The organism is Mesorhizobium sp. LSJC285A00 (assembly GCF_000503155.1).
Taxonomy (GTDB): Bacteria; Pseudomonadota; Alphaproteobacteria; order Rhizobiales; family Rhizobiaceae; genus Mesorhizobium.
Genome location: NZ_AYVK01000016.1, coordinates 42999 through 63842 on the forward strand (window position 1 = coordinate 42999; position 20844 = coordinate 63842).

A 20844-nucleotide genomic window follows, 5' to 3' on the forward strand; every position below is an offset into this window, starting at 1 on the left:
AAACATTTACGGCAAGCCGGTCTACTGAAAGGCCGTCTCCGAAAAGCTTCTCAGCTTGCGCGAATGCAACCGTTCCATCGGCATTTCCGCCAGCTTCTCCATCGCCTTGATGCCGATGGTCAGATGCTGCGCCACTTGCCGCTTGTAGAATTCGGTCGCCATGCCGGGCAGCTTCAACTCGCCATGCAGCGGCTTGTCGGAGACGCAAAGCAGCGTGCCGTAGGGCACGCGGAAGCGGAAGCCATTGGCGGCGATCGTGGCCGATTCCATATCGAGCGCGATGGCGCGCGACTGCGACAGCCGCTGCACCGGTCCGCGCTGGTCGCGCAGTTCCCAGTTGCGGTTGTCGATGGTGGCGACGGTGCCGGTGCGCATGATGCGCTTGAGATCGTAGCCGGAAAGTCCGGTGACTTCGGCGACCGCCTCCTGCAGCGCCACCTGGATCTCGGCCAGCGGCGGTATCGGCACCCACACCGGCAGGTCATCGTCCAGCACATGGTCTTCCCGGACATAGGCATGCGCCAGCACATAGTCGCCCAGCGCCTGAGTGTTGCGCAGGCCGGCGCAATGGCCGAGCATCAGCCATGCATGTGGCCGCAGCACCGCGACATGGTCGGTGATCGTCTTGGCGTTGGACGGGCCGACGCCGATGTTGACCATGGTGATGCCGCCATGGTTCGGCTTCTTCAGATGATAGGCTGGCATCTGAGGCAGGCGCGGCGCCGCCACGCCTTCGCTGGGCGCGTTTTGCCCTGCCTTGGTGATGACATTGCCCGGTTCGACGAATTCGGTATAGCCGTGGCCGCCTTCAGCCATCTGGGCCCGCGCTCGGGCGACGAACTCGTCGATGTAGAACTGGTAGTTGGTGAACAGCACGAAGTTCTGGAAATGCTGCGGGCTGGTCGCCGTGTAGTGCGTCATGCGGTGCAGCGAATAGTCGATGCGCTGCGCCGTGAACGGCGCCAGCGGCCTTGGTTCGCCGAACGCGACCTCGAAGGTACCGTTGGCGATCTGGTCGTCGGTGCCGTCGAGATCCGGCACGTCGAACAGGTCGCGGATCGGCCGTTTGATGCGGTCGGCGGCGGCGCCATCGACATGGGTTCCTTCAAGGAACGCGAAATGCAGCGGGATCGGCGTGGTCGATTCCGAAACCGTTACCGGCACGCCGTGATTGCGCATGATCAGGCGAAGCTGCTCTACGAGATAGCGTTCGAACAGCACCGGCTGGGTGATGGTGGTCGAGAAATGCCCGGGGGTCGGCATGTGGCCGTAGGCCTGGCGCGAGTCGATCTGGGTGAACGAATTGGTGGTGACGCCGATCTCCGGGTAGAAGGCGCGGTAGCGCTTGCTTTCGTCGCCGCCGGCGGCAAGCGTGGCAAAGGAGTCGCGCAGAAACTTGGTGTTGCGGTCGTAGAGCACCTGCAAGGCGGCCACGGCCTTTTTGGCGTCGTCGAAGCTCTGCTTGCCGAAAGGCTCCGGCATGACGACCGATTCGATAGCTTGTGGGTAGATTCGCTTTTCCATGGCTCAATATAGAGACTTGAGGCCGCACTTGGGAGGGGAGGGTGGCCGCCAAGTGGTCGATTTATTCGTCCACGCCCAAGGTGTGCTGAGATTCAGGTAAGGCTGAGCCGGAGTCGAGGACGGGCGCGAAGCGACCAAACTGGTTGGCTTCGAGAACCGGAGCGGAGCGTACTCGAAGCATGTGAGCACCAAGGCCGCCACTTGCAGGCCGGCATCACCTTAATACCGGCACACCTTACCCGCGCTGCAGACTGACCAGCAAGACAAAGCCGACGCCATGCTTCTTCGTCGCCGGCGCGTCGATCGTCGTGTCGGCATTGGCCCGCATCATTGGCATGGCCAGGACCGGCGCCGACAGCACGACCAGGACGAGCGCCGCCCGCGGCAGGAGCCGAAGGGTCTGGAGGGCGTTGATGGCGATGCGGTTCATGGCTTTTGCTTTTCTGTTTGGATCTATGTCTTTGTCGTCTCAGGGGCGAAAATGGTTCATGCAATCGAATTGGCAGGAACTGGCTGCATCCCAGGAACGGGCCGGACGGCCGGATTCGGCCACGAGGATGGCGAAGAGCATCCCGAACAGGCTCATCAACAGGCAGACGATGGTGAAGCGGCGAGCGAGCATTTGCGGAGTGTCTCCTTGAACACGCCATCAAAATGCCCTGATGCGACTGAACCGGCGCTGATGCCGACGTTCATCTGCGGTTCAAAGTGATTGACGATGTTTTAGGGAGAGCATCGGTTCGGGTTTGCGCCGCCGCAAACGGCACGGTCGTCGCTATGGCGCGGACCGTCCTGCAAAAGAAAACGGGGCCTGTGAAGGCCCCGTTGGTCAACTCAAAGCAGCAAGATCAGAGCTTGTGCCAGGTCTGGCTCTTGCAGATCAGCCCGCCGAGCACGCAGCCGCTCATCTTGAGCGAGGTGCCCGACAGTGTTGCCTTGCCCGAATAGGTCTTGTCGTTTGCCGGATCGGTGATGTTGCCGGCATATTTGTTGCCCCCGGCCGCCTTGAGCGAACCGATGGTCTTCCCGGCATATTTGCCGGTCTTCAGGGTGATGGAGAATGAACCGCTGCCGCCGATAACTGCTGTGTCGCCGGCTTGTGTCTTCCAATTGCCTTCGATCGGATCGGCCCAGGCCGCACCAGCCATCATCACGGTGGCCGCCAGGGCCAAGCTCACTTTGCGAAACATATCTGTCCTCCCTGGTTTAGATGGGGCAGCCGCCTCTCTGCCCCTTACGCAAACGTAAGCTAATCCAGCTCCCGGCAAAACAAAAGCGTGCCGCGACGGAAGGTTTCGCAATTTTCATGCGGGGTCGGGAGAGTGCAGCCCGTGGAAATGAAACGATCGAGGCGTTGGCTTTGGTTCGCGTGGTTAGCAGAGTGTTGATCGGCGCCTTGCAAATTTTCGTCAAATCGGTCGAGAAACGGCGGGATTGCTGACTTTGTATCCTTAACGAATTTCCGCGTTTACCTCTTGTTTTAGCTTTGTTTTCTCCAAATTAAGCACGCCATTTAACGACGGATTCAAGGCTCGGCCTCATTCTCGGAAGCATCGAAAGAGCGGCTCCCCAGGGAACACCGGGGGACAGAAGAGGCCCGCTCTCGGGAGCCAGACAGGGGACTAAAATGGCACGTTTTGAAATGCTTGAAGCCGGCTTCGGCGCCATGGGGGCAACTGCCCAGGCCGACATTCTTTTCGAACTGGGCATGATGTATGCGACCGGCCGCGATTGCGAGACCGATGTCGTTGCCGCCCACAAATGGTTCAACATCGCCGCCATCAAGGGCTCGGTCCGCGCCGCGGAACTGCGCTCGGAACTGTCGGCCGCAATGTCCAAGGTCGAGATCGCCAAGGCGCTGCGCGAAGCCCGCGAATGGATGACGATGCACTGAGATCGCGAGCAGATTATCGCAGGCAGATTATCGAAAACAGGGAAGCCCCGGGATCAAGACCGCAAAGACGGTCGGAACCGGTGAAACGACAAGGCCGCGACAAGACGGCCGACCATGAAAGAACAAGAACGCGGCAGGCCGGCACGGTCCAGTCGTGCACAATGGGGACGGCGGGCAGGTTTTCGTGGCGCGGGGGCGCATGGGCACTGCTACGAGCAAAAAGCCACGACCGGCCGGAACAGGCTGGCGTGGCTTTCTGCGTTGATGAGGCCCAATCGAGCGGCGCCGATGCGCCTAGACAGGCCCAATGAAGGATGAAATTGTCCCGCCTTCGGAAAGAAGCGCGGCCAGAGCGGCTGCGCGAGTGTGGGAGGAGTTCTATCACCATGAAAAAAATGGGTATTTTGAGCGCGGCCGTATTTGGCCTGATGATGAGCGCGCCGGTTGCCTTTGCCGATGACATCACCATTTCGGTGGTCGGCCCGATGACCGGACAGCTCGCCACGATCGGCGACCAGTTCAAGCAGGGCGCAACGGCAGCCGCCGACGCGATCAACGCCGCCGGCGGTGTCAACGGCTCGATGATCAAGCTCGACATCGAGGACGACCAGTGCGATCCCAAGCAGGCGGTTTCGGTGGCCAACCGGATCGTTGCCAACAGCGTCAAGTTTATTGACGGCCATGCCTGTTCAGGTTCGAGCATCCCGGCTTCCGCCGTCTACGCTGAGGCCGGCGCGCTGATGATGAGCCCGGCCTCTTCAAATCCCGAGCTGACCGATGCCGCCGCCAAGGCCGGCTGGCCGACGATCATGCGTCTCTATACGCGTGACGACGCGCAGGGCGCCTTCATTGGCCCGTGGATCGCCAAGAAATATGCCGGCAAGAATGTCGTTATCCTGCATGACAAGAGCGCCTACGGTCAGGGCGTTGCCGATGCCGTGAAGGCGACGATGAATGCCGGTGGCCTCAAGGAGATCGACTATGAAGGCATCAATGCCGGCGAGAAGGATTATTCGGCTCTCGTCACCAAGCTGAAGGACCTCAAGGCCGACGTTGTCTATTTCGGCGGCTATCACCCGGAAGCCGGGCTTATCCTGCGTCAGTCGGCCGAGCAGAGCGTCAAGTTCCAGCTGATCATGCCGGATTCGATCGCCTCGCCAGAATTCTGGCAGGTCGCCGGCCCCGCCGGTGAAGGCACCCTGTTCGTCTTCCCGTCGGACCCGCAGGCCAAGCCGGAAGCCAAGGAGGCCATCGCCAAGATCAAGGCGGGCGGCTTCGTGCCGGAAGGCTTTACGCTGTTCTCCTACGCCGTCGTTCAGGCGTTTGCAGAGGGCGTCAAGCGCGCCGGAACGGACGATCCGGTCAAGGTAGCCGAAGCGCTGAAGAACGGCACGCCGTTCAGCACCGTGGTCGGCGACGTGACCTTCGACGAGAAGGGCGATCTGAAGAACGCCAGCTACGACATCAACCAGTGGCACGACGGCAAATACGCACCGATCGCGCAGTAATCGTCCGCGTACTCATGGCAATGGCCGGGCTTGTCCCGGCCATTTTTCATTCAAGCCTCCAGCCGGCTATGAAGCCTCTTCAACGAAGCGCACCAGCACCGTTCCGTCGGTGACCTGCGCGCCCTCGGTGGCGATTTCCGCGATCACGCCGTCATGGCTGGCCGCGATCGTGTGCTCCATCTTCATCGCTTCCAGGATCAGTAGCGGCTGGCCCTTGATCACCCTTTCGCCCTTTGCCGCGCGCACCAGCTTGACCACGCCTGGCATCGGCGCGCGCAGGCTGCCGGAAGCGGCGGCCGCCTCGTCGGTGCGCGCCAGCGGATCCGGGACGAGGAAACTGTAGCCGACCGCGCCTTCGAATACGGTGACGTGGCCTGGCCAGCGGGCAAGGCGAGGGGCGGCGCGAAGATCATGCGAATTGACGCTGTCATAGGGCGCGTCCAGCGCCACCTCGAAGCGCCCGTCCGGCCGCACTGAAACACGCGCCAGTATATCGTCCTCGCCATGGCGCAGGCGCGTGCGGCGCGCAATGCTGTGGAAATGCGTATAGCCGGCAAGCGACGACCACGGATCGTTCGACGGCGGCAAGGCACCGGCGCCCGCTGCGGCAAGGGCCGCCGCGGCAACGATCTCGCTGCGCGGCGGGGCGACCGCGGTCAGCGCTTCCTGATGCCTGCCGATCAGGCCGGTATCGACATCACCGGCCGAAAAATCGGCGTCCGCGGCAAGTGCCGCGAGAAACGCGGTGTTGACGGTCGAGCCGGCAATCTCGGTCTGCGACAACGCAGTCCCGAGCGCATCGAGCGCCGCCTGCCTGTCCTTGGCGTGGACGACCAGCTTGGCGATCATCGGATCGTAGAAGGGCGAGATCGCATCGCCGGCCCGCACGCCGGTCTCGATGCGCATGCTGGCGCCTTCGGGCGCGTTGTCGGGAAACGCCAGGTGATGCAGCGTGCCGGTCGCCGGCAGAAACCCTTTCGCCGCGTCCTCGGCATAGATGCGCGCCTCGAAGGCGTGGCCGGAAAGCGTGATTTCGCTCTGCGTCTTCGGCAGCTTTTCGCCGGCGGCTACCCGCAACTGCCATTCGACGAGGTCGGTGCCGGTGACCATTTCGGTGACGGGATGCTCGACCTGCAGGCGGGTGTTCATTTCCATGAACCAGAAACGGTCGGCCTTCAGCCCTTGCGAGGCATCCACGATGAATTCGATGGTGCCGGCGCCCGAATAGCTGATCGCCTTGACGGCCTTGACCGCCGCTTCCGTCATCGCCTTGCGCAGCGCCGGCGTCATGCCGGGCGCCGGCGCTTCCTCGATCACCTTCTGGTGGCGGCGCTGCGCCGAGCAGTCGCGCTCATAGAGATGCACGGCATTGCCAAAATTGTCGCCGAACACCTGGACCTCGATGTGGCGCGGCTTGTCGACATATTTTTCGACCAGCACGCGGTCGTCGCCGAACGCGGCCTTGGCCTCGCGCCGCGCGCCTGACAGCGCTTCCGAAAAATCTTCGGGATGTTCGACGCGGCGCATGCCCTTGCCGCCGCCGCCTGCGCGCGCCTTGATCAGCACGGGATAGCCGATCTCACGCGCCTTGGACGCCAGCAGCACGATCTCCTGCGCCTCGCCATGATAGCCCGGCACCACCGGCACGCCGGCCTTTTCCATCAGCCGCTTGGCCGCATCCTTCAGCCCCATGGCGCGGATCGAGGCGGCCGACGGGCCGATGAATGTGAGCCCCGCCGCCACCATCTGGTCGACGAAATCGGGGTTTTCCGAGAGGAAGCCGTAGCCGGGGTGGATTGCTTCGGCGCCGGTCGCCAGCGCCGCCGCAACAATCCTGTCGCCGCGCAGATAGCTTTCGCCGACCGGCGAGGAACCGATATGCACTGCCTCGTCGGCCATTTCGACATGCAGGGCCTTGGCATCGGCGTCGGAATAGACGGCGACGGTGCGCACACCGAGCCTGCGTGCGGTGCGGATCACACGGCAGGCGATCTCGCCGCGATTGGCGATCAGGATCTTGGCGAACATGGAGCCTCCCGGGTTTGTCTCGGGCGGCGCCGGTCTGGCAGGAATGAGCCTATTTCGAAGCCGCGATTTTGCAGCCGCCGCTCGCGATCTGAACCTTCCACTTTTTCAGGCCAACCTGACAGCTTCGCAACGCCAACTCTTCCGCGGCCTTCTGAGATGGCGCGTTCAGCCGCGCACCGCAGATGATGTAAAGATCGTCGACGCGCGAGTAGAATGTGGTCGCGTAGGCCGAGTGGCCACTCGCCGCGACATAGGCGTTGTACGACTTCGTGCAGGGCTCCTTTGGATTCAGTGACAACGGAGGCCAGAATCGGGTGTCTCCCTTGCTGCCCGCCAGCGATCCAGCCGCCCCGATACCGGGTGCCGTAAATACGAGCAGGCCGGCAAGCATCGATACAGTAATTCGTTTGATGCGTGTCGATTTCATCTTGCGCCGCCCATTTGAAAAATGCCCAAGCCGATGCTTGTCGGCCTACTTCGATGCCGCAACTTCGCAGCCCGCCCCTGTAATGACCTTGTAATGGCTGCGGGCGGACTCGCAGGATTTCATCGCCCGTTCTTCGGCAGCCTTCTGTGACGGTGCATTCAAGCCCGAGCCGCAGATGATGTACAACGAACGGATCCGGGCATAGGGCGTGGTCGCATAGGCCGAATGGCCGCCGGCGGCCACATAGGCGTTGTAAGCCATGGTGCACTGGTCTTTCGGGCTTTTCGGCAAATACGGATAGAAATGGATGTCGCCTTTGCTTCCCGCCAGCGATGCCGCGGCGCCAACGCCGGGTACCGCAAATATAAGCAAGACTGCAAGTACCGACGCAGTCGTTTTTCCCGAATATTTCGGCCTCATCTTTACCCCATCCCCGTTGCCCAATGCGGAATGAACAATAGCGTCTATTCTCCAGTGCCGCCAGCCTGCTCACCGAAAATTTATTTTGCGTAGGTGGATGAACCATCTTATCCATGCAGACTAGCATCCTTCAATGGCAGCAACGGCTTGTCGGTATAGTTGAGCTGTTGGCTCGTCGAAGCAGCAGAAAATAACTGTTTCGGGCGTTGAGTTCTGTCCGACGAAGGTACCTGCGATGCCAACGGCAATCTGCGTCGCCTCATTTTTCGGATAACGGTAGATGCCGGTGGAGATCGCCGGAAATGCCACGGTCCGGCAATCCCTGGCGGCGGCGATTTCGAGCGACCTGATATAGCAGGAGGCGAGCAGCCCGGCTTCGCCTTTTCCGCCGCCTTGCCAGACAGGTCCGACCGTGTGGATGATGTAACGTGCCGGCAGGTGATAGCCCTTGGTAAGCTTTGCTTCGCCGACCTTGCAGCCGTTCAGCATCCGGCATTCGAATTCGAGCTCCGGGCCTGCGGCGCGGTGAATGGCGCCGTCGACGCCGCCGCCGCCCAGCAGCGAGGAATTGGCGGCGTTGACGATGGCATCGACCGCAAGCCTGGTGATGTCGCCGGTGTGGACATGTATCCGTTCGCCGAACTTGCTCATCTACATCCTGAACACGCCGAACTTCGTTTCTTCGATGTCGGCGTTGAGCGCGGCCGAAAGGCTGAGCGCGAGCACTTCGCGCGTTTTCCCCGGATCGATGATGCCGTCGTCCCACAGCCGCGCCGAGGAGTAGAGCGGGTGGCCCTCATGCTCGTATTTCATCAGGATCGGCTTCTTGAATTTCGCTTCCTCGTCCGCGCTCCACTCACCGCCCTTGCGCTCGATGCCCTCGCGCTTGACCACCGCCAGCACGGTCGCCGCCTGTTCGCCGCCCATCACCGAAATGCGCGCGTTCGGCCACATCCACAGGAAGCGCGGCGAGTAGGCGCGGCCGCACATGCCGTAATTGCCGGCGCCGAACGACCCGCCGATGATCATCGTCACCTTCGGCACCTTGGCGGTGGCAACCGCCATCACCAGCTTGGCGCCGTCCTTGGCGATGCCGCCGGCCTCGTACTTTCGCCCGACCATGAAGCCGGTGATGTTCTGCAGGAAGATCAGCGGGATCTTGCGCTGGCAGCACAGTTCGATGAAATGCGCGCCCTTCACAGCACTTTCGGAAAACAGCACGCCATTGTTGGCGATGATGCCGACCGGCATGCCCTGAAGATGGGCAAAGCCGGTGACCAGCGTGGTGCCGTAATTCTGCTTGAACTCGTCGAACTCGGAGCCGTCGACGACGCGCGCGATCACCTCGCGCACATCATAGGGCTGGCGCAGATCCGTCGGCACGATGCCGTAGAGTTCCTGCGCGTCATGAAGCGGCGGCATGGGTTTCTGTAAGGTCAAGCTTACAGTCTTGCGCCGGTTGAGGTTTTTGACGATGCGCCGGCAGATGGCCAGCGCATGTTCGTCGTCCAGCGCATAGTGGTCGGCGACACCGGACAGCCTGGTGTGCACGTCGGCGCCGCCAAGCTCCTCGGCGCTGACATCTTCGCCCGTAGCCGCCTTCACCAGCGGCGGGCCGCCGAGAAAAATGGTCGCCTGGTTGCGCACCATGATCGTCTCGTCCGACATTGCCGGCACATAGGCGCCGCCCGCAGTACATGAGCCCATGACGCAGGCGATCTGCGGAATGCCGGCCGCCGACATGTTGGCCTGGTTGTAGAAGATGCGGCCGAAATGCTCGCGGTCGGGAAACACCTCGTCCTGGTTGGGCAGGTTGGCGCCGCCGCTGTCGACCAGATAGACGCAAGGCAGATTGTTTTGCAGCGCGATCTCCTGCGCCCGCAAATGCTTCTTCACCGTCAGCGGATAATAGGTGCCGCCCTTCACCGTGGCGTCGTTGACCACGACCATCACCTCGGTGCCTTCGACACGGCCGACGCCGGCGATGAGGCCGGCCGAGGAAATCTCCTCGCCATACATGGACCATGCCGCGAACTGGCCGATCTCGAGGAAAGGCGAGCCGGTGTCGAGCAACTGCGCCAGCCGCTCGCGCGGCAACAGCTTGCCGCGCGAAACATGACGCTCGCGCGCCTCCTCCGAGCCACCGCGCTCGACGCTTGCCGCCTTGTCCGCAATGTCGGCAACCAGCGCCCGCATGCGCTCGGCATTGGCGAGGTAGGTTTCGGAGGAGGGCGAGATCTGGGTTTGGAGTACGGCCATATCGATCTCTACACCTGCGCTAGGAGTTTGCCGTTGCGGCGTTCGAAAATTTTATCGGATAGCAGATTGAAGCCCATCCTCGAACGTGACGTCGATCATCTGTCTGGCCGCGCTTTGGGCCTTCGGATTGCTCGCATCGAAGATGAACAATTGATCCCGGCGCGGCAGCGCAAATAAAACATCGCCGGGAAACTGTGCTTTGATCGACAGCCAGAACTCGTCGAGCAGCACAAGGCTCGTGGAGAGCATCGTATTGCCGTCGACGTAATAGAGATAAAATGTGCCAATCTGGCCGTCGGAGACAATTTTCGGCAGCCATTTCTTCACATTGCCTAGTGCGACATCGCGCAAATCCGAAAGCGCCCGGCCGGGGAAGTCCTTCGGAGCAACAGGTGAGACTGAATCGGGAAGGTCGGCCATGTATACGACCGCAATTTCACCAACCAGCGGTTCGCACAATAAATCCAGACCCATCGATCTGAGGTGCTCGACATACTGCTGGGTCCGTATCACCGCGATCAGACTTTCTTCACTCGCCCTAGGTCGTATTTCGGCGAGGCCTCGGACTAGCCTGCGTATGGCCGCATCGGCGTCTTCGTCGGGGTATGAGTTCAAGTGCCCGAACACGTTTGTGACGTCTGCCGTCACTTCTGCGCCATCGAGTTTTGCACCGATTTTTGCAGGATCCGATGGGTCTGCGACAGCGCTATCGACACCTGGCTGCCGTTTGAGTTCGGCAATTACGAGCTCTCTGAATTCCGCCATATTAGAAAAGCGACGCTTCTGAGCCTTCGCGCGCCCGAGAAAGCCAGCGATTGTGGAAAACAAAGCCATCGCAAATATCCCCCGCCTTGTGACTGGATGTCCCGATGACGTAACCATCTATCGCCCTACTTGTCTCTCGATACCCGCAAAACAACAGCCTGCCATCTTGGCAGGCACTAAACCCCCTCCGCCATGATCTCGCGTCCGATCAGCCAGCGGCGAATCTCACTGGTCCCGGCGCCGATCTCGTAGAGCTTGGCGTCGCGCAACAGCCGGCCGGTCGGGTACTCGTTGGTATAGCCGTTGCCGCCAAGCAGCTGGATGGCGTCGAGCGCCATCAGCGTCGCCTTTTCGGCGGCAAACAGCACGCAGCCGGCAGCATCCTTGCGTGTCGTCTGGCCGCGATCGCAGGCAGCCGCGACAGCATAAACGTAAGCGCGCGCGGCGTTCATCGTCGAATACATGTCTGCAAGTTTGCCCTGCACGAGCTGGAACTCGCCGATCGGCTGGCCGAACTGCTTGCGCTCATGCACATAGGGGATCGCCACGTCGAGACAGGCCGCCATGAGCCCGAGCGGTCCGCCGGCGAGCACGGTGCGCTCGTAGTCGAGGCCCGACATCAGGACCTCGACGCCGCGGCCCTCCTCATGCAGCACATTGTCATAGGGCACCTCGACATTGTCGAACACCAGTTCGCCGGTGTTGGAGCCGCGCATGCCGAGCTTGTCGAGCTTTGGCGATGCCGAGAAGCCGGCCATCGTCTTTTCGACGATGAAGGCGGTGATGCCGCGCGATTTCCGCTCGGGATCGGTCTTGGCGTAGACCACCAGCGTTTCGGCATCGGGGCCGTTGGTGATCCACATTTTCGAGCCGTTGAGCACATAGCGGTCGTTGCGCTTTTCGGCGCGCAGCTTGAGCGAGACGGCGTCGGAACCGGCGCCCGATTCCGACATGGCCAGCGCACCTGTCCTTTCGCCCGAGCACAATGCCGGCAGGAATTTCTCCTTCTGCGCCGGCGTCGCCCAGCGGTTGATCTGGTTGACGCAGAGGTTTGAATGGGCGCCGTAGGAGAGGCCGACCGAGCCCGAGGCGCGCGAAATCTCTTCCACCGCGATGACATGGGCGAGATAGCCCATGCCGCTGCCGCCGAAATCGGGATCGGCGGTGATGCCGAGAAGGCCGAGCGCGCCCAGTTCTTTCCACAGATGCGTGGGGAATTGATTGCTGCGGTCGATCTCGGCAGCAATCGGCGCTATTTTCTCCTGGGCAAAGCGGCGCACCAGATCGCGCAGCGCCTCGATGTCCTCGTCATGCCCGAAGCTGAGTGTGTTCGTGTACATGCCGTTCCCTCCTGCCGCATGACCCCGAAAATCGACTTCGATTTTCGGAAAGGATCATGCGCAAACTCAAAATGCTACAGCGTCCTTTGCGCGTCCGAAGTGACGCGCGGTGCTGTAGGTCTTGTATTCGATCTTCGCGCCAACCAGGCGCATTGTCATTGAAAGATATGTCGCCGTGACTTCAGCCATCGACAGCCGCTCGCCCGGCCGGAACCAGACGATGACGCCGGTCATCATCTGGATCAGGGCCATGGCAGTGAGCCCGGTGTCATCGACACTGAAGGCGCCGGCCTCCGCGCCGTCGCGCAGGATGGCGCGCAACTCCTTCTCATAGGCGGTGCGCATGCGCAGGATCTGCGTCAGCCGTTCATGCGACAGGCTGCGCAATTCCATGTTCGAGACATGGGTGGAGTGGCGGCGCTCGATGTGGAAAGCGATGTGGTTTTCGACATAGGCGGCAAGCCGCGTTGCCGGATCGGCGGCATCGGGGCGTGCGGCGTCCCACGCTTCGATCAGCCCTTCCATATGCTCGCGCATCAGCGTGAACAGGAGGTCTTCCTTGGTCGGAAAATAGCGGTAGAGCGCGGCGGCCTGAACGCCGACCTCGGCGGCAAGCTGCCGCATCGACATCGCCTCATAGCCGAAGCGGGCGATCAGGCTGACCGCTGCCTCTCGGACGGCCGCTTCAGTCTTTTCGCCATCGGATCCCGTGGTGCGCGCCATGATCGCCTCCCTGAATGCAGCAAGAATAAAACGAACGTTCAATTAATTCAAGTGGGCGATAAGAACCGTCTAAACGATGATCCGGTAGTCCACGGGCGCGTCGAGGACTTCGAATTCCTCGGTCTCGACCTTCGAAACCGAGGATCCCGTTGGTCCTTGCCGCAGCCGTTCGATCATTGTCGAAACCGCAGCATCGGCCCCGGCAATCGAGGTCGTCACCGTGCCATCTCGTTCATTGCGCACCCAGCCTACGAGGCCAAGCCCTATCGCTTCGCGCCGGGCCCACAGCCGGTAGCCGACGCCTTGCACCTTGCCATGCACACGCGCCTGCACTGCCCTTTGCCGGTCATCCATCGTTGCCTCCCATGCACAGAAACTGGCGCGGAATCGGACGAAAGCAACAGTCTTGAACGGTTGGATTGCTGCTGGATCGACGGGTCGCGGCTGATTCTATCGTGGCTTTTGGCGGCGTCGGCAGGCTCTGTCGCGATGGCAATCGGCCGGGCTAGTTTCCCTGCGCCGCGGCGAGTGCGCCGGGCAGTTCCTCGGCAAAGATGTCGAGTTCATGATCGAGGCCGACGCTGACCCGGATGCAACGGTCGAGCCCTGGCGCCATCGGTTTGCGAATGAACACGTCGCGCGACAAAAGATTTTGCAGCACCTTGAGCGCGAAGACGCCATCCTTGCCGCAATCGATGGTGACGAAATTGGTCGCCGATGGCAGCGGCTTCAGGCCGTTCGTCTCCGCAATCCCGGCGATGCGTGTGCGGCCGGCCGCGACTCGCGCCACCACGCTGTGCAGCCAGTTCTGGTCGGCCAGCGCCTCGACGGCGGCGATTTGCGCCATGCGGCTGACGCCGTAATGGTTGCGGATCTTCTCGAAATCGCGGATCACCTCAGCCTCGGCCACCGCGTAGCCGCAACGTATGCCGGCCAGCCCATAGGCCTTGGAGAAGGTGCGCATGCGGATGACGTTGGGCCGCGCGACGTCGATCGGCGGCAGCGCCGAGGCCGGTCCCAATTCGCCATAGGCCTCGTCGAACACCAGCATGGTGGTTTCCGGCAGGGCTTCAATGAAGGCGATGATCTCGCTTGCATCCCACCAGCTGCCCATGGGGTTGTCCGGGTTGGAGAGATAGACCAGCGGCGCCTTTTCCCGGACGACGGCCTTGAGCAGGCCGTCCAGACTTTCCTTGTCGTTCTCGTAAGGAACCGTGACCAGCTGGCCGCCGACGCCGGCAATGTGGAAATTGAACGTCGGATAGGCGCCGAGCGAGGTGACCACCGCGTCGCCGGGCGCCGCATACATGCGCGCCACCAGGCTGAGCAACCCGTCTATGCCTTCGCCGACCACGACGTTTTCGGCGCCGATGCCGAGATGGAGGGCCGCCGCCTGCTTCAGGTCATAATTGTCGGGGTCGCAATACATCCACTGGTCACGCGCGACGCTCTCCATGCGCGCGATGACGCGCGGCGAAGGCCCGAAGCTGCTCTCATTGGCGCCGATGCGGGCGCGAAAGGCGCGGCCGCGCTCGCGCTCCTGCGCTTCCGGGCCGACAAACGGCACCGTCGAGGGAAGCGCGCCGACAAGCGGCGTGAGGGCAGGGCGCTGGCGCATGGCAAAGGCTCACGAGAAGATGGGTCTTCTTGCTAGCGTGCCCGATAGGACGGCGCAAGTTCTGGCGCGGCTGGAAATAGTGGCCATGACGCCCGGGATGAAATCGGCGCGGGTGGCCACGCTCTACGACCTGACTGCCGGTAGGCGGCAGCCTTTTGAAGGCCACTGCAGCCAATGACATGGCGACGGATGCTTAAAAAAAACCCGGCGGTTGCCCGCCGGGTTTGCTTTTCAGCCAGGCTGAGCGTCTTAGAACGAGCGCTGGAAGCGGAGGAGACCGCCGATGCTGCTCTTCTTGTCGGCATCGGTAAAGTTGGAGAAGTTGGCGTCGTCGAACTTGCCTGCGTTGAGGTAGTCGACTTCGGCCGTGACCGTGAAGCCGGGAACAACGTCGTAGGCGATGTTGGCGGCAACACCGAGATTCTTCCATTCGTCATACGAGACCTGGGCATTGAACGAGGTCTTCTCGTTGATGGTGTAGGTGCCACCACCCCAGAAAGCCCAGTTGCCGCCCCACTGCTTGTAGAAGCCGCGGCCGCCGGCGTCGATCGCATAGCTCGAGTCCGTCAAATTGTCGTCGGTGCCGTAGCCGCCCATGATGAACAGCGACAGGTTCTGCATCGGGGTGATGTCCAAACGCACCTTGCCGGCAACTTCTTCATAGTTGCTGTCGTACGCGACGACGCCGGTGATGGCGCCCCAGCCCTGAGTATACTTCAGACCGCCGACGACATGCGGAACGTAGCTGTCGATCGTGTCGAAGCCCGAACCTTCTTCGAGAGAGACGACGGCCGAGAAGCCGTTGCCCGCATCGAAGTAGTACTGGACCACGTTGGTATCGAAATCGCCGTAGGGAACCAGCGTATCCTGGAGGACGTTGCCGGCATAGCCGATGAACGTGTCGAAGGCCGATTCGTCTTTACCGACGCGCAGGCCACCAAGCTGGATCCAGGCGAAGTTCAGCGAAACGTTCTTGTTGCCGGCAGGGTTGGAGTTGAACTCGTCTGCTTCCGTGGCCGGATCGTCTGCCGAGGGGTAGCCGTTGCGGTTGCCGAAGTTGAAGCGGGTCTCGGTGTAGGTCTTCAAGGTGCCGAGTTCGGTTTCCTGGCCGGTCCAGGTCTTCAGCGTGAAACGGGCGTTCTTGTAGAAGGTATCCTGCTCGTCGCCATCCTTATGGTCGAAGGACCTCGCACCGTCGAACGAGCCGACGTCGCCGGCACCGATGTCGTAACGGACATAGCCGCCGATGCGCAGGCAGGTTTCGGTGCCGGGAATGTAGAAGTAGCCGGCGCCGTAGACGTCGCAGATCTTGACGTATTCAGCCGGTTCCGGCTCGGCGACGACGACGGCGTCGGCGGCGCGCGCACCGGAAACTGCGATCANATCTTGACGTATTCAGCCGGTTCCGGCTCGGCGACGACGACGGCGTCGGCGGCGCGCGCACCGGAAACTGCGATCAAGGCCGCAGCGGAGCCGAGAAGAAGGCTCTTAATGTTCATTTTCTGACCTCCAGTCAGAATCGAACAAGACAGTGAAGCCGGCGACAGGCGTTTTCTCTGTAACCAATTGTTATTGTTGAAGTTTAATGAAATAATGGACCTTTGCGGCAGGTGATGCGGCCATCACCACAGGCGCTTGTTGGCGAAAGCATGCCCTGAACCGGATTTGAGATAGCGCTCGAATGAAGCTGCCTTGGCCTGGTTCGAAAAGGCCATATAGGTGACGATCCGCCACGGCAGAAACTTGGATGTATGGCTGGATTTCCCCGCATTGTGCTCGACGAGCCGTCGTTTCAGGTCCGTCGTTATGCCGATATAGCGTTCGCCTTCCGCAGCCGTACTCTCCAGAAGATACACATACCACATGAGCTGCTCTCCTTTGCCGGGGCTTCGGAGGGCATCCTCTCCGCCATCCTGCTTCGCGCTGAGGTGGGCTTGTCCTGCGAAGCTCGAAGAGCGAAGCAGGACTGCCAATCGAATTTTGCAAGGGATTCTCTGGGCTCACGCTGTGCGGCGGCCCTCCTACGCCAAGGCTTCGGAGGGCATCCTCTCCGCCATCCTGCTTCGCGCTGAGGGTTGGGCTTGTCCTGCGAAGCTCGAAGAGCGAAGCAGGATGGCGGAGAGGATGGGATTCGAACCCACGAGAAGCTTTTGACCTCTACTCCCTTAGCAGGGGAGCGCCTTCGACCACTCGGCCACCTCTCCGTTGCGCCGCTGGATAAAGAAAAGCGCGGGCACAATCAACAAGCCGGCGCCATTATCTCTGAAAATTCCGGGTTTGGCCGCAGCGCCGCCTTTTGCATGCGGCGAATCTGCGGCGGTTCCCTGGCTGGCGAGTCGGCGACATGGCCGCAATCTCGGCCGGTCGTCGCCGGATTCGGCCGCATTCGGGCGCTGCGGCAAAGGCTTCCGGGCCCTTCGATAGTTAATGAGAGCTTTCTGACTGAGGCCAAATCGTGTCATTTGTGCAACAACGCATGGGGATAGCGCCCGCATAGCCCTTTCGCCGGTACGATCGTGGTTGAACGACGCCGCCTCATGGGTAATGTCGATTTCGAAGGAGCGGCGCGGTGCGCATCTTTTTCGGTAGTGGGGATGGGGCAGGGAACGCTGTCCTTCAGCAAAGAATACCCAGACCCGTTTTTTAACTTTTGACTGGAGGTCAGAAAATGAACATTAAGAGCCTTCTTCTCGGCTCCGCTGCGGCCCTGATCGCAGTTTCCGGTGCGCGCGCCGCCGACGCCGTCGTCGTCGCCGAGCCGGAACCGGCTGAATACGTCAAGATNTGATCGCAGTTTCCGGTGCGCGCGCCGCCGACGCCGTCGTCGTCGCCGAGCCGGAACCGGCTGAATACGTCAAGATTTGCGACGTTTACGGCTCGGGCTACTTCTATATCCCCGGCACCGAAACCTGCCTGCGCATCGGCGGCTATGTCCGTTACGACATCAGCGGTGGCGATGTCGGTTCGTTCGATGGTGCAAAGACCTTCGACGCGAAGGATGGCGACGAGAACGACACTTGGCGCAAGAAGGCCCGCTTCGCACTGAAGACCTGGACCGGCCAGGAAACCGAGCTCGGCACCTTGAAGACCTACACCGAGACCCGCTGGAATTTCGGCAACCGCAACGACTATGCCGCCAATGACACCGACGATGACAATTTTGCTGGCAACTCGGGCGTTTCGCTGAATTTCGCCTGGATCCAGCTCGGCGGTCTGCGCGTCGGTAAGGACGAATCGGCGTTCAACACGTTCATTGGCTACGCCGGCAACGTCATCCAGGATACGCTGGTTCCCTACGGCGATTTCGACACCAACGTCATCCAGTACTACTTCGACGCTGGCAACGGCTTCTCCGCCGTTCTCTCGCTTGAGGAAGGCTCGGGCGACGGCTCGTACGGTTCCTACGGCAAGGGTACGATCGACAGCTACGTTCCGCATGTCGTCGGCGGCGTGAAGTACACGCAGGGCTGGGGCTCCATCACCGGCGTGCTCGCTTATGACAGCAACTATGAAGAAGTCGCCGGCAAGGTTCGCCTGGACATCACCCCGATGCAGAACCTGTCGCTGTTCATCATGGGCGGCTACGGCACCGACGACAACTACACGGATCCGAGCTACGCGTTCGCAGCTGGCGGCCGCGGCTTCTACAAGCAGTGGGATGGCAACTGGGCAGTCTGGGGTGGTGGCACTTACACCATCAACGAGAAGACCTCGTTCAACGTCCAGGTCTCGTATGACGAAGGTGAGAACCTCGGTGTCGCAGCCAACATCGCTTACGATGTTGTCCCAGGCTTTACGGTCACGGCCGAAGTCGACTACCTCAATGCAGGCAGCATCGACGAGGTCAATACCCTTGGCAACAACCACAACTGGACCAATGCCGATAAGAAGAGCAACGTCGGCGGCATGCTTCGCTTCCAGCGCTCGTTCTAAGGGCTGGCTTTAGATAAGTGAATACCAGCCCGGGCGCTTCAACGCCCGGGCTGTTCTGTTCGCGACTGGGTCAAGACAAGCAGAAGGAACAGGGGGAATCGGCAGCTGAACAGTCCGTAGGGTGAGTTCGTGGGATTCGCTGATGGGCGGATGAATTCACAACTGCGTGATTAAATCTCTTGAAAGGACGCTTCCAAGCGGGTAGGTCTGACCCTATCCACTCGGGGGTGTGGCAATTTATGACCATCGACGCGATACAAGAGGGCGACCCCTCCGAACATTTCTCAATGTTCTCTTCTCAAAATGCGAAGATAAGATACAGCTACAACAAAATCAGAGAAGTAAAGTCGCACCGGGTCGGAGAGCTTTTTTCAGCATACCGAGACATACTCTGGGATGATGGGCGACATAAATACAATGTCAGCTCCTTCATCGGCGAAATAGACGAGATTCTCCTAGGAGAACGGTTCAGCGCCTTCGACCAGAGCACCCTGGACAATCTTATCGGCACCTTGCGCCAGCGCGGCAACAGCAACGCAACCATCAATCGAAAGATGGCTGCCCTCAGCAAACTACTGCGCAAGGCTTACAAGATGGGGGATATCCACAGCCTGCCCGAGTTCCGCCGCCAGAAGGAGCGGGCGGGACGGATTCGTTTCCTCGAAAGGGACGAAGAAGCAAGGCTGTTCGCCGCCATCAGGACCCGCAGCGAAGACGCCTACCGTCTCTCGGTCTTTCTCGTCGACAGCGGTTGCCGCCTCGGCGAGGCGCTCGGACTGATCTGGAACGATATCCAGGAACATCGCGTCTCGTTCTGGATCACCAAATCCGGCCGCAGCCGCACCATCCCGATGACCGAGCGGGTCAAGGAGGTCATCAAACTGCCCCCGTCGGAGGGCCGCCGGCCCAAGGGTCCGTTCACCAAACTCAGCCAGGCGCAGTTTCGCGCCATCTGGAACGATGCCAAGGCCGAAGTCGGTCTCGGCGCCGACGACCAGGTGGTGCCGCACATCTTGCGCCACACCTGCGCGTCGCGTCTGGTCCAGGGCGGCATCGATATCCGGCGCGTACAGATGTGGCTCGGCCACCAGACGCTTTCGATGACCATGCGCTATGCGCATCTGGCCACCAACGATCTCGACGGCTGCGTCGTCGTGCTGGAAACGCCCCGCGGCGAAGGGCTGTCCGGCGATGGAAAAAACTCCGCCTTCGCATCGCCGCTGACCACGGCCTCAGTGCCAGCGCCTGCCCAAAAGGGCAAAGCGGCAGCGGCGAAGGCACCCAAGACGCCCCGGAAAAGCTCGAAAGCCAAATAGTTACCCAAGGCTTTCATATACTGCCAAGGCAACCCCAGGATCATATTTGATCTTGGGGTTACTTTTTTCTGGGCCGTATTTGATGCTCCATCCACGAAGGCCGCGATAGCGCCCGGCAGGTTGCCTGTCTCCAGGAAGGGGGCATGGCCCTGGCCCTCGACGGTGATCGCTTCCATGCCGGGATGACGCTTTTGCATCTCGTCGAGTGTGTCGGCCGACAAGAGTTTCGAGTTGGCGCCGCGAATGGCAAGCAAAGGTATCGCCGCCAGCGCCTCGAACTGCGGCCACAGATCCGGCAACGGCTTGCTGAGGTCGAGGCCCGCCACCGTCTCGACCAGTTGGGGGTCGAAATCCGGCAGCAGGAGGCCTTCGTCCGTCTCGCGGTAGAGCGCCGACACCATCCGCTCCCAATCCGCCTCGGTCAGAGCGGGAAAATCCGCCCCGTGCGCGACGCGTTGCGCATCGATCGCCTCAGCGCGGCTCTTCGGTTTCGGTGCCGGGTCGAGATAGGTTTGGATATGGGCCAACCCCGCTGCCTCGATCACCGGTCCGATGTCGTTCAGCACTATGGCTTTCAGTATGGCTGGCCGCAGCGCGCCGAGCACGTGGATGATCAGTCCGCCACGCGATGTGCCGATGAAGGCCGCTTCCTCGATGTCCAGGGCAGCCAGCCCGGCGAGGACATCGCCGGCCTCGATGCCGATAGTGTAATGGCCGATATCAGGGTCGTAAGCGGACTGGCCGCGCCCGCGATAGTCGAAGGCGATGACCTTGCGCGGATTGTCGGTCCGCGACAGATAAAGCGCCAGCTCATGGAAATCGCGCGCGTTGCGGGTCAGGCCGGGCAGGCAGACCACCGGCGAGGTTCCCGAGTTTGTCTCACCGTAGATGCGAGCGTGAAGTCTGAGGCCGTCCGGCGCTGTGTAGAAGAAATCGGAAAAGCCGTCGGTGCTCGACATATTGAAAGGACTCCCTGCCCGGATTGTCTCCGTCTGCTACAGGCGAGGGTGGGAGCGGTCAAATCGAGGGTTGTCGGCAAGCTGACACTCTTGGAAATGTCGGAGGGACAGCGCCCCCCTCTGTCCTGCC

General features: G+C 61.3%; 18 protein-coding genes, 1 tRNA gene and 3 pseudogenes. 4 read left to right on the plus strand and 18 right to left on the minus strand.

Annotated elements, in window-relative coordinates; translation table 11 throughout:
- Positions 1–21: 21 nt before the first annotated feature.
- The 4 genes from X726_RS153605 to X726_RS153595 all read right to left on the minus strand — a co-directional run bounded on the left by X726_RS153605 (position 22) and on the right by X726_RS153595 (position 2714).
- Positions 22–1482, minus strand: a complete 1461-nt coding sequence (locus tag X726_RS153605; protein WP_023731828.1) for an AMP nucleosidase — start codon at positions 1480–1482, stop codon at positions 22–24.
- Between the two features lie 277 nt (positions 1483–1759).
- Positions 1760–1954 carry a hypothetical protein gene (locus X726_RS153600; protein ID WP_023670200.1) on the minus strand — a complete coding sequence of 65 codons (195 nt, stop codon included), beginning with the start codon at positions 1952–1954 and terminating at the stop codon, positions 1760–1762.
- 39 nt (positions 1955–1993) lie between these two features.
- Entirely contained in the window at positions 1994–2146 is a 153-nt protein-coding gene (locus X726_RS1000000171115; protein ID WP_023670201.1) for a hypothetical protein, read from the minus strand.
- A 226-nt stretch (positions 2147–2372) separates the two neighbouring features.
- Positions 2373–2714, minus strand: a complete 342-nt coding sequence (locus X726_RS153595; protein ID WP_023670202.1) for a DUF2147 domain-containing protein — start codon at positions 2712–2714, stop codon at positions 2373–2375.
- A 437-nt stretch (positions 2715–3151) separates the two neighbouring features.
- Between X726_RS153595 and X726_RS153585 the strand changes: the two genes are divergently transcribed.
- Complete coding sequence (locus X726_RS153585) at positions 3152–3418, plus strand: sel1 repeat family protein (RefSeq protein ID WP_006199745.1); 267 nt, start codon at positions 3152–3154, stop codon at positions 3416–3418.
- Positions 3419–3804: 386 nt separating this feature from the next.
- Positions 3805–4926 carry an ABC transporter substrate-binding protein gene (locus X726_RS153580; RefSeq protein WP_023670204.1) on the plus strand — a complete coding sequence of 374 codons (1122 nt, stop codon included), beginning with the start codon at positions 3805–3807 and terminating at the stop codon, positions 4924–4926.
- A gap of 66 nt (positions 4927–4992) precedes the next feature.
- Here the strand turns inward: X726_RS153580 and X726_RS153575 are convergent, their stop codons facing one another.
- From X726_RS153575 to X726_RS153510, 13 genes and pseudogenes are all read right to left on the minus strand, one after another.
- Positions 4993–6954 (minus strand): acetyl/propionyl/methylcrotonyl-CoA carboxylase subunit alpha, encoded by a 1962-nt coding sequence (locus tag X726_RS153575; RefSeq protein ID WP_023670205.1) that lies wholly within the window; start codon positions 6952–6954, stop codon positions 4993–4995.
- 49 nt (positions 6955–7003) lie between these two features.
- Positions 7004–7381, minus strand: a complete 378-nt coding sequence (locus X726_RS153570) for a hypothetical protein (protein ID WP_023670206.1) — start codon at positions 7379–7381, stop codon at positions 7004–7006.
- A 45-nt stretch (positions 7382–7426) separates the two neighbouring features.
- Entirely contained in the window at positions 7427–7801 is a 375-nt protein-coding gene (locus tag X726_RS153565) for a hypothetical protein (RefSeq protein ID WP_023670207.1), read from the minus strand.
- Positions 7802–7921: 120 nt separating this feature from the next.
- Positions 7922–8452 (minus strand): O-acetyl-ADP-ribose deacetylase, encoded by a 531-nt coding sequence (locus tag X726_RS153560; protein WP_023670208.1) that lies wholly within the window; start codon positions 8450–8452, stop codon positions 7922–7924.
- On the minus strand, positions 8453–10060 hold the full coding sequence (locus tag X726_RS153555) for a carboxyl transferase domain-containing protein (protein ID WP_023670209.1): 1608 nt from the start codon (positions 10058–10060) through the stop codon (positions 8453–8455). It lies immediately after the preceding gene.
- A 51-nt stretch (positions 10061–10111) separates the two neighbouring features.
- Entirely contained in the window at positions 10112–10894 is a 783-nt protein-coding gene (locus X726_RS153550) for a DUF1444 family protein (RefSeq protein WP_023670210.1), read from the minus strand.
- 107 nt (positions 10895–11001) lie between these two features.
- Positions 11002–12165 carry an isovaleryl-CoA dehydrogenase gene (locus X726_RS153545; protein ID WP_023670211.1) on the minus strand — a complete coding sequence of 388 codons (1164 nt, stop codon included), beginning with the start codon at positions 12163–12165 and terminating at the stop codon, positions 11002–11004.
- Positions 12166–12231: 66 nt separating this feature from the next.
- Positions 12232–12888, minus strand: coding sequence for a TetR/AcrR family transcriptional regulator (locus tag X726_RS153540; RefSeq protein WP_023670212.1), 657 nt, complete (start codon positions 12886–12888; stop codon positions 12232–12234).
- A 69-nt stretch (positions 12889–12957) separates the two neighbouring features.
- On the minus strand, positions 12958–13242 hold the full coding sequence (locus X726_RS153535; protein WP_023670213.1) for an acylphosphatase: 285 nt from the start codon (positions 13240–13242) through the stop codon (positions 12958–12960).
- A gap of 151 nt (positions 13243–13393) precedes the next feature.
- On the minus strand, positions 13394–14506 hold the full coding sequence (locus X726_RS153530; protein WP_023670214.1) for a pyridoxal phosphate-dependent aminotransferase: 1113 nt from the start codon (positions 14504–14506) through the stop codon (positions 13394–13396).
- A 249-nt stretch (positions 14507–14755) separates the two neighbouring features.
- Positions 14756–16005: pseudogene (locus tag X726_RS153520) on the minus strand (porin).
- A 123-nt stretch (positions 16006–16128) separates the two neighbouring features.
- Positions 16129–16371, minus strand: coding sequence for a GIY-YIG nuclease family protein (locus X726_RS153515; protein WP_023670218.1), 243 nt, complete (start codon positions 16369–16371; stop codon positions 16129–16131).
- A 248-nt stretch (positions 16372–16619) separates the two neighbouring features.
- Positions 16620–16710: transfer RNA gene (locus tag X726_RS153510), tRNA-Ser, on the minus strand.
- Between the two features lie 464 nt (positions 16711–17174).
- On the opposite strand from X726_RS153510, the pseudogene X726_RS153505 reads away from it, so the two are divergent.
- Both X726_RS153505 and X726_RS153500 read left to right on the plus strand, forming a co-directional pair.
- Positions 17175–18439: pseudogene (locus X726_RS153505) on the plus strand (porin).
- 239 nt (positions 18440–18678) lie between these two features.
- Positions 18679–19755, plus strand: a complete 1077-nt coding sequence (locus tag X726_RS153500) for a site-specific integrase (protein ID WP_031214965.1) — start codon at positions 18679–18681, stop codon at positions 19753–19755.
- 89 nt (positions 19756–19844) lie between these two features.
- On the opposite strand, the pseudogene X726_RS0135245 reads toward X726_RS153500, so the two are convergent.
- Positions 19845–20714, minus strand: a pseudogene (locus X726_RS0135245) (alpha/beta hydrolase); the annotation flags it as partial.
- Positions 20715–20844 lie beyond the last annotated feature (130 nt).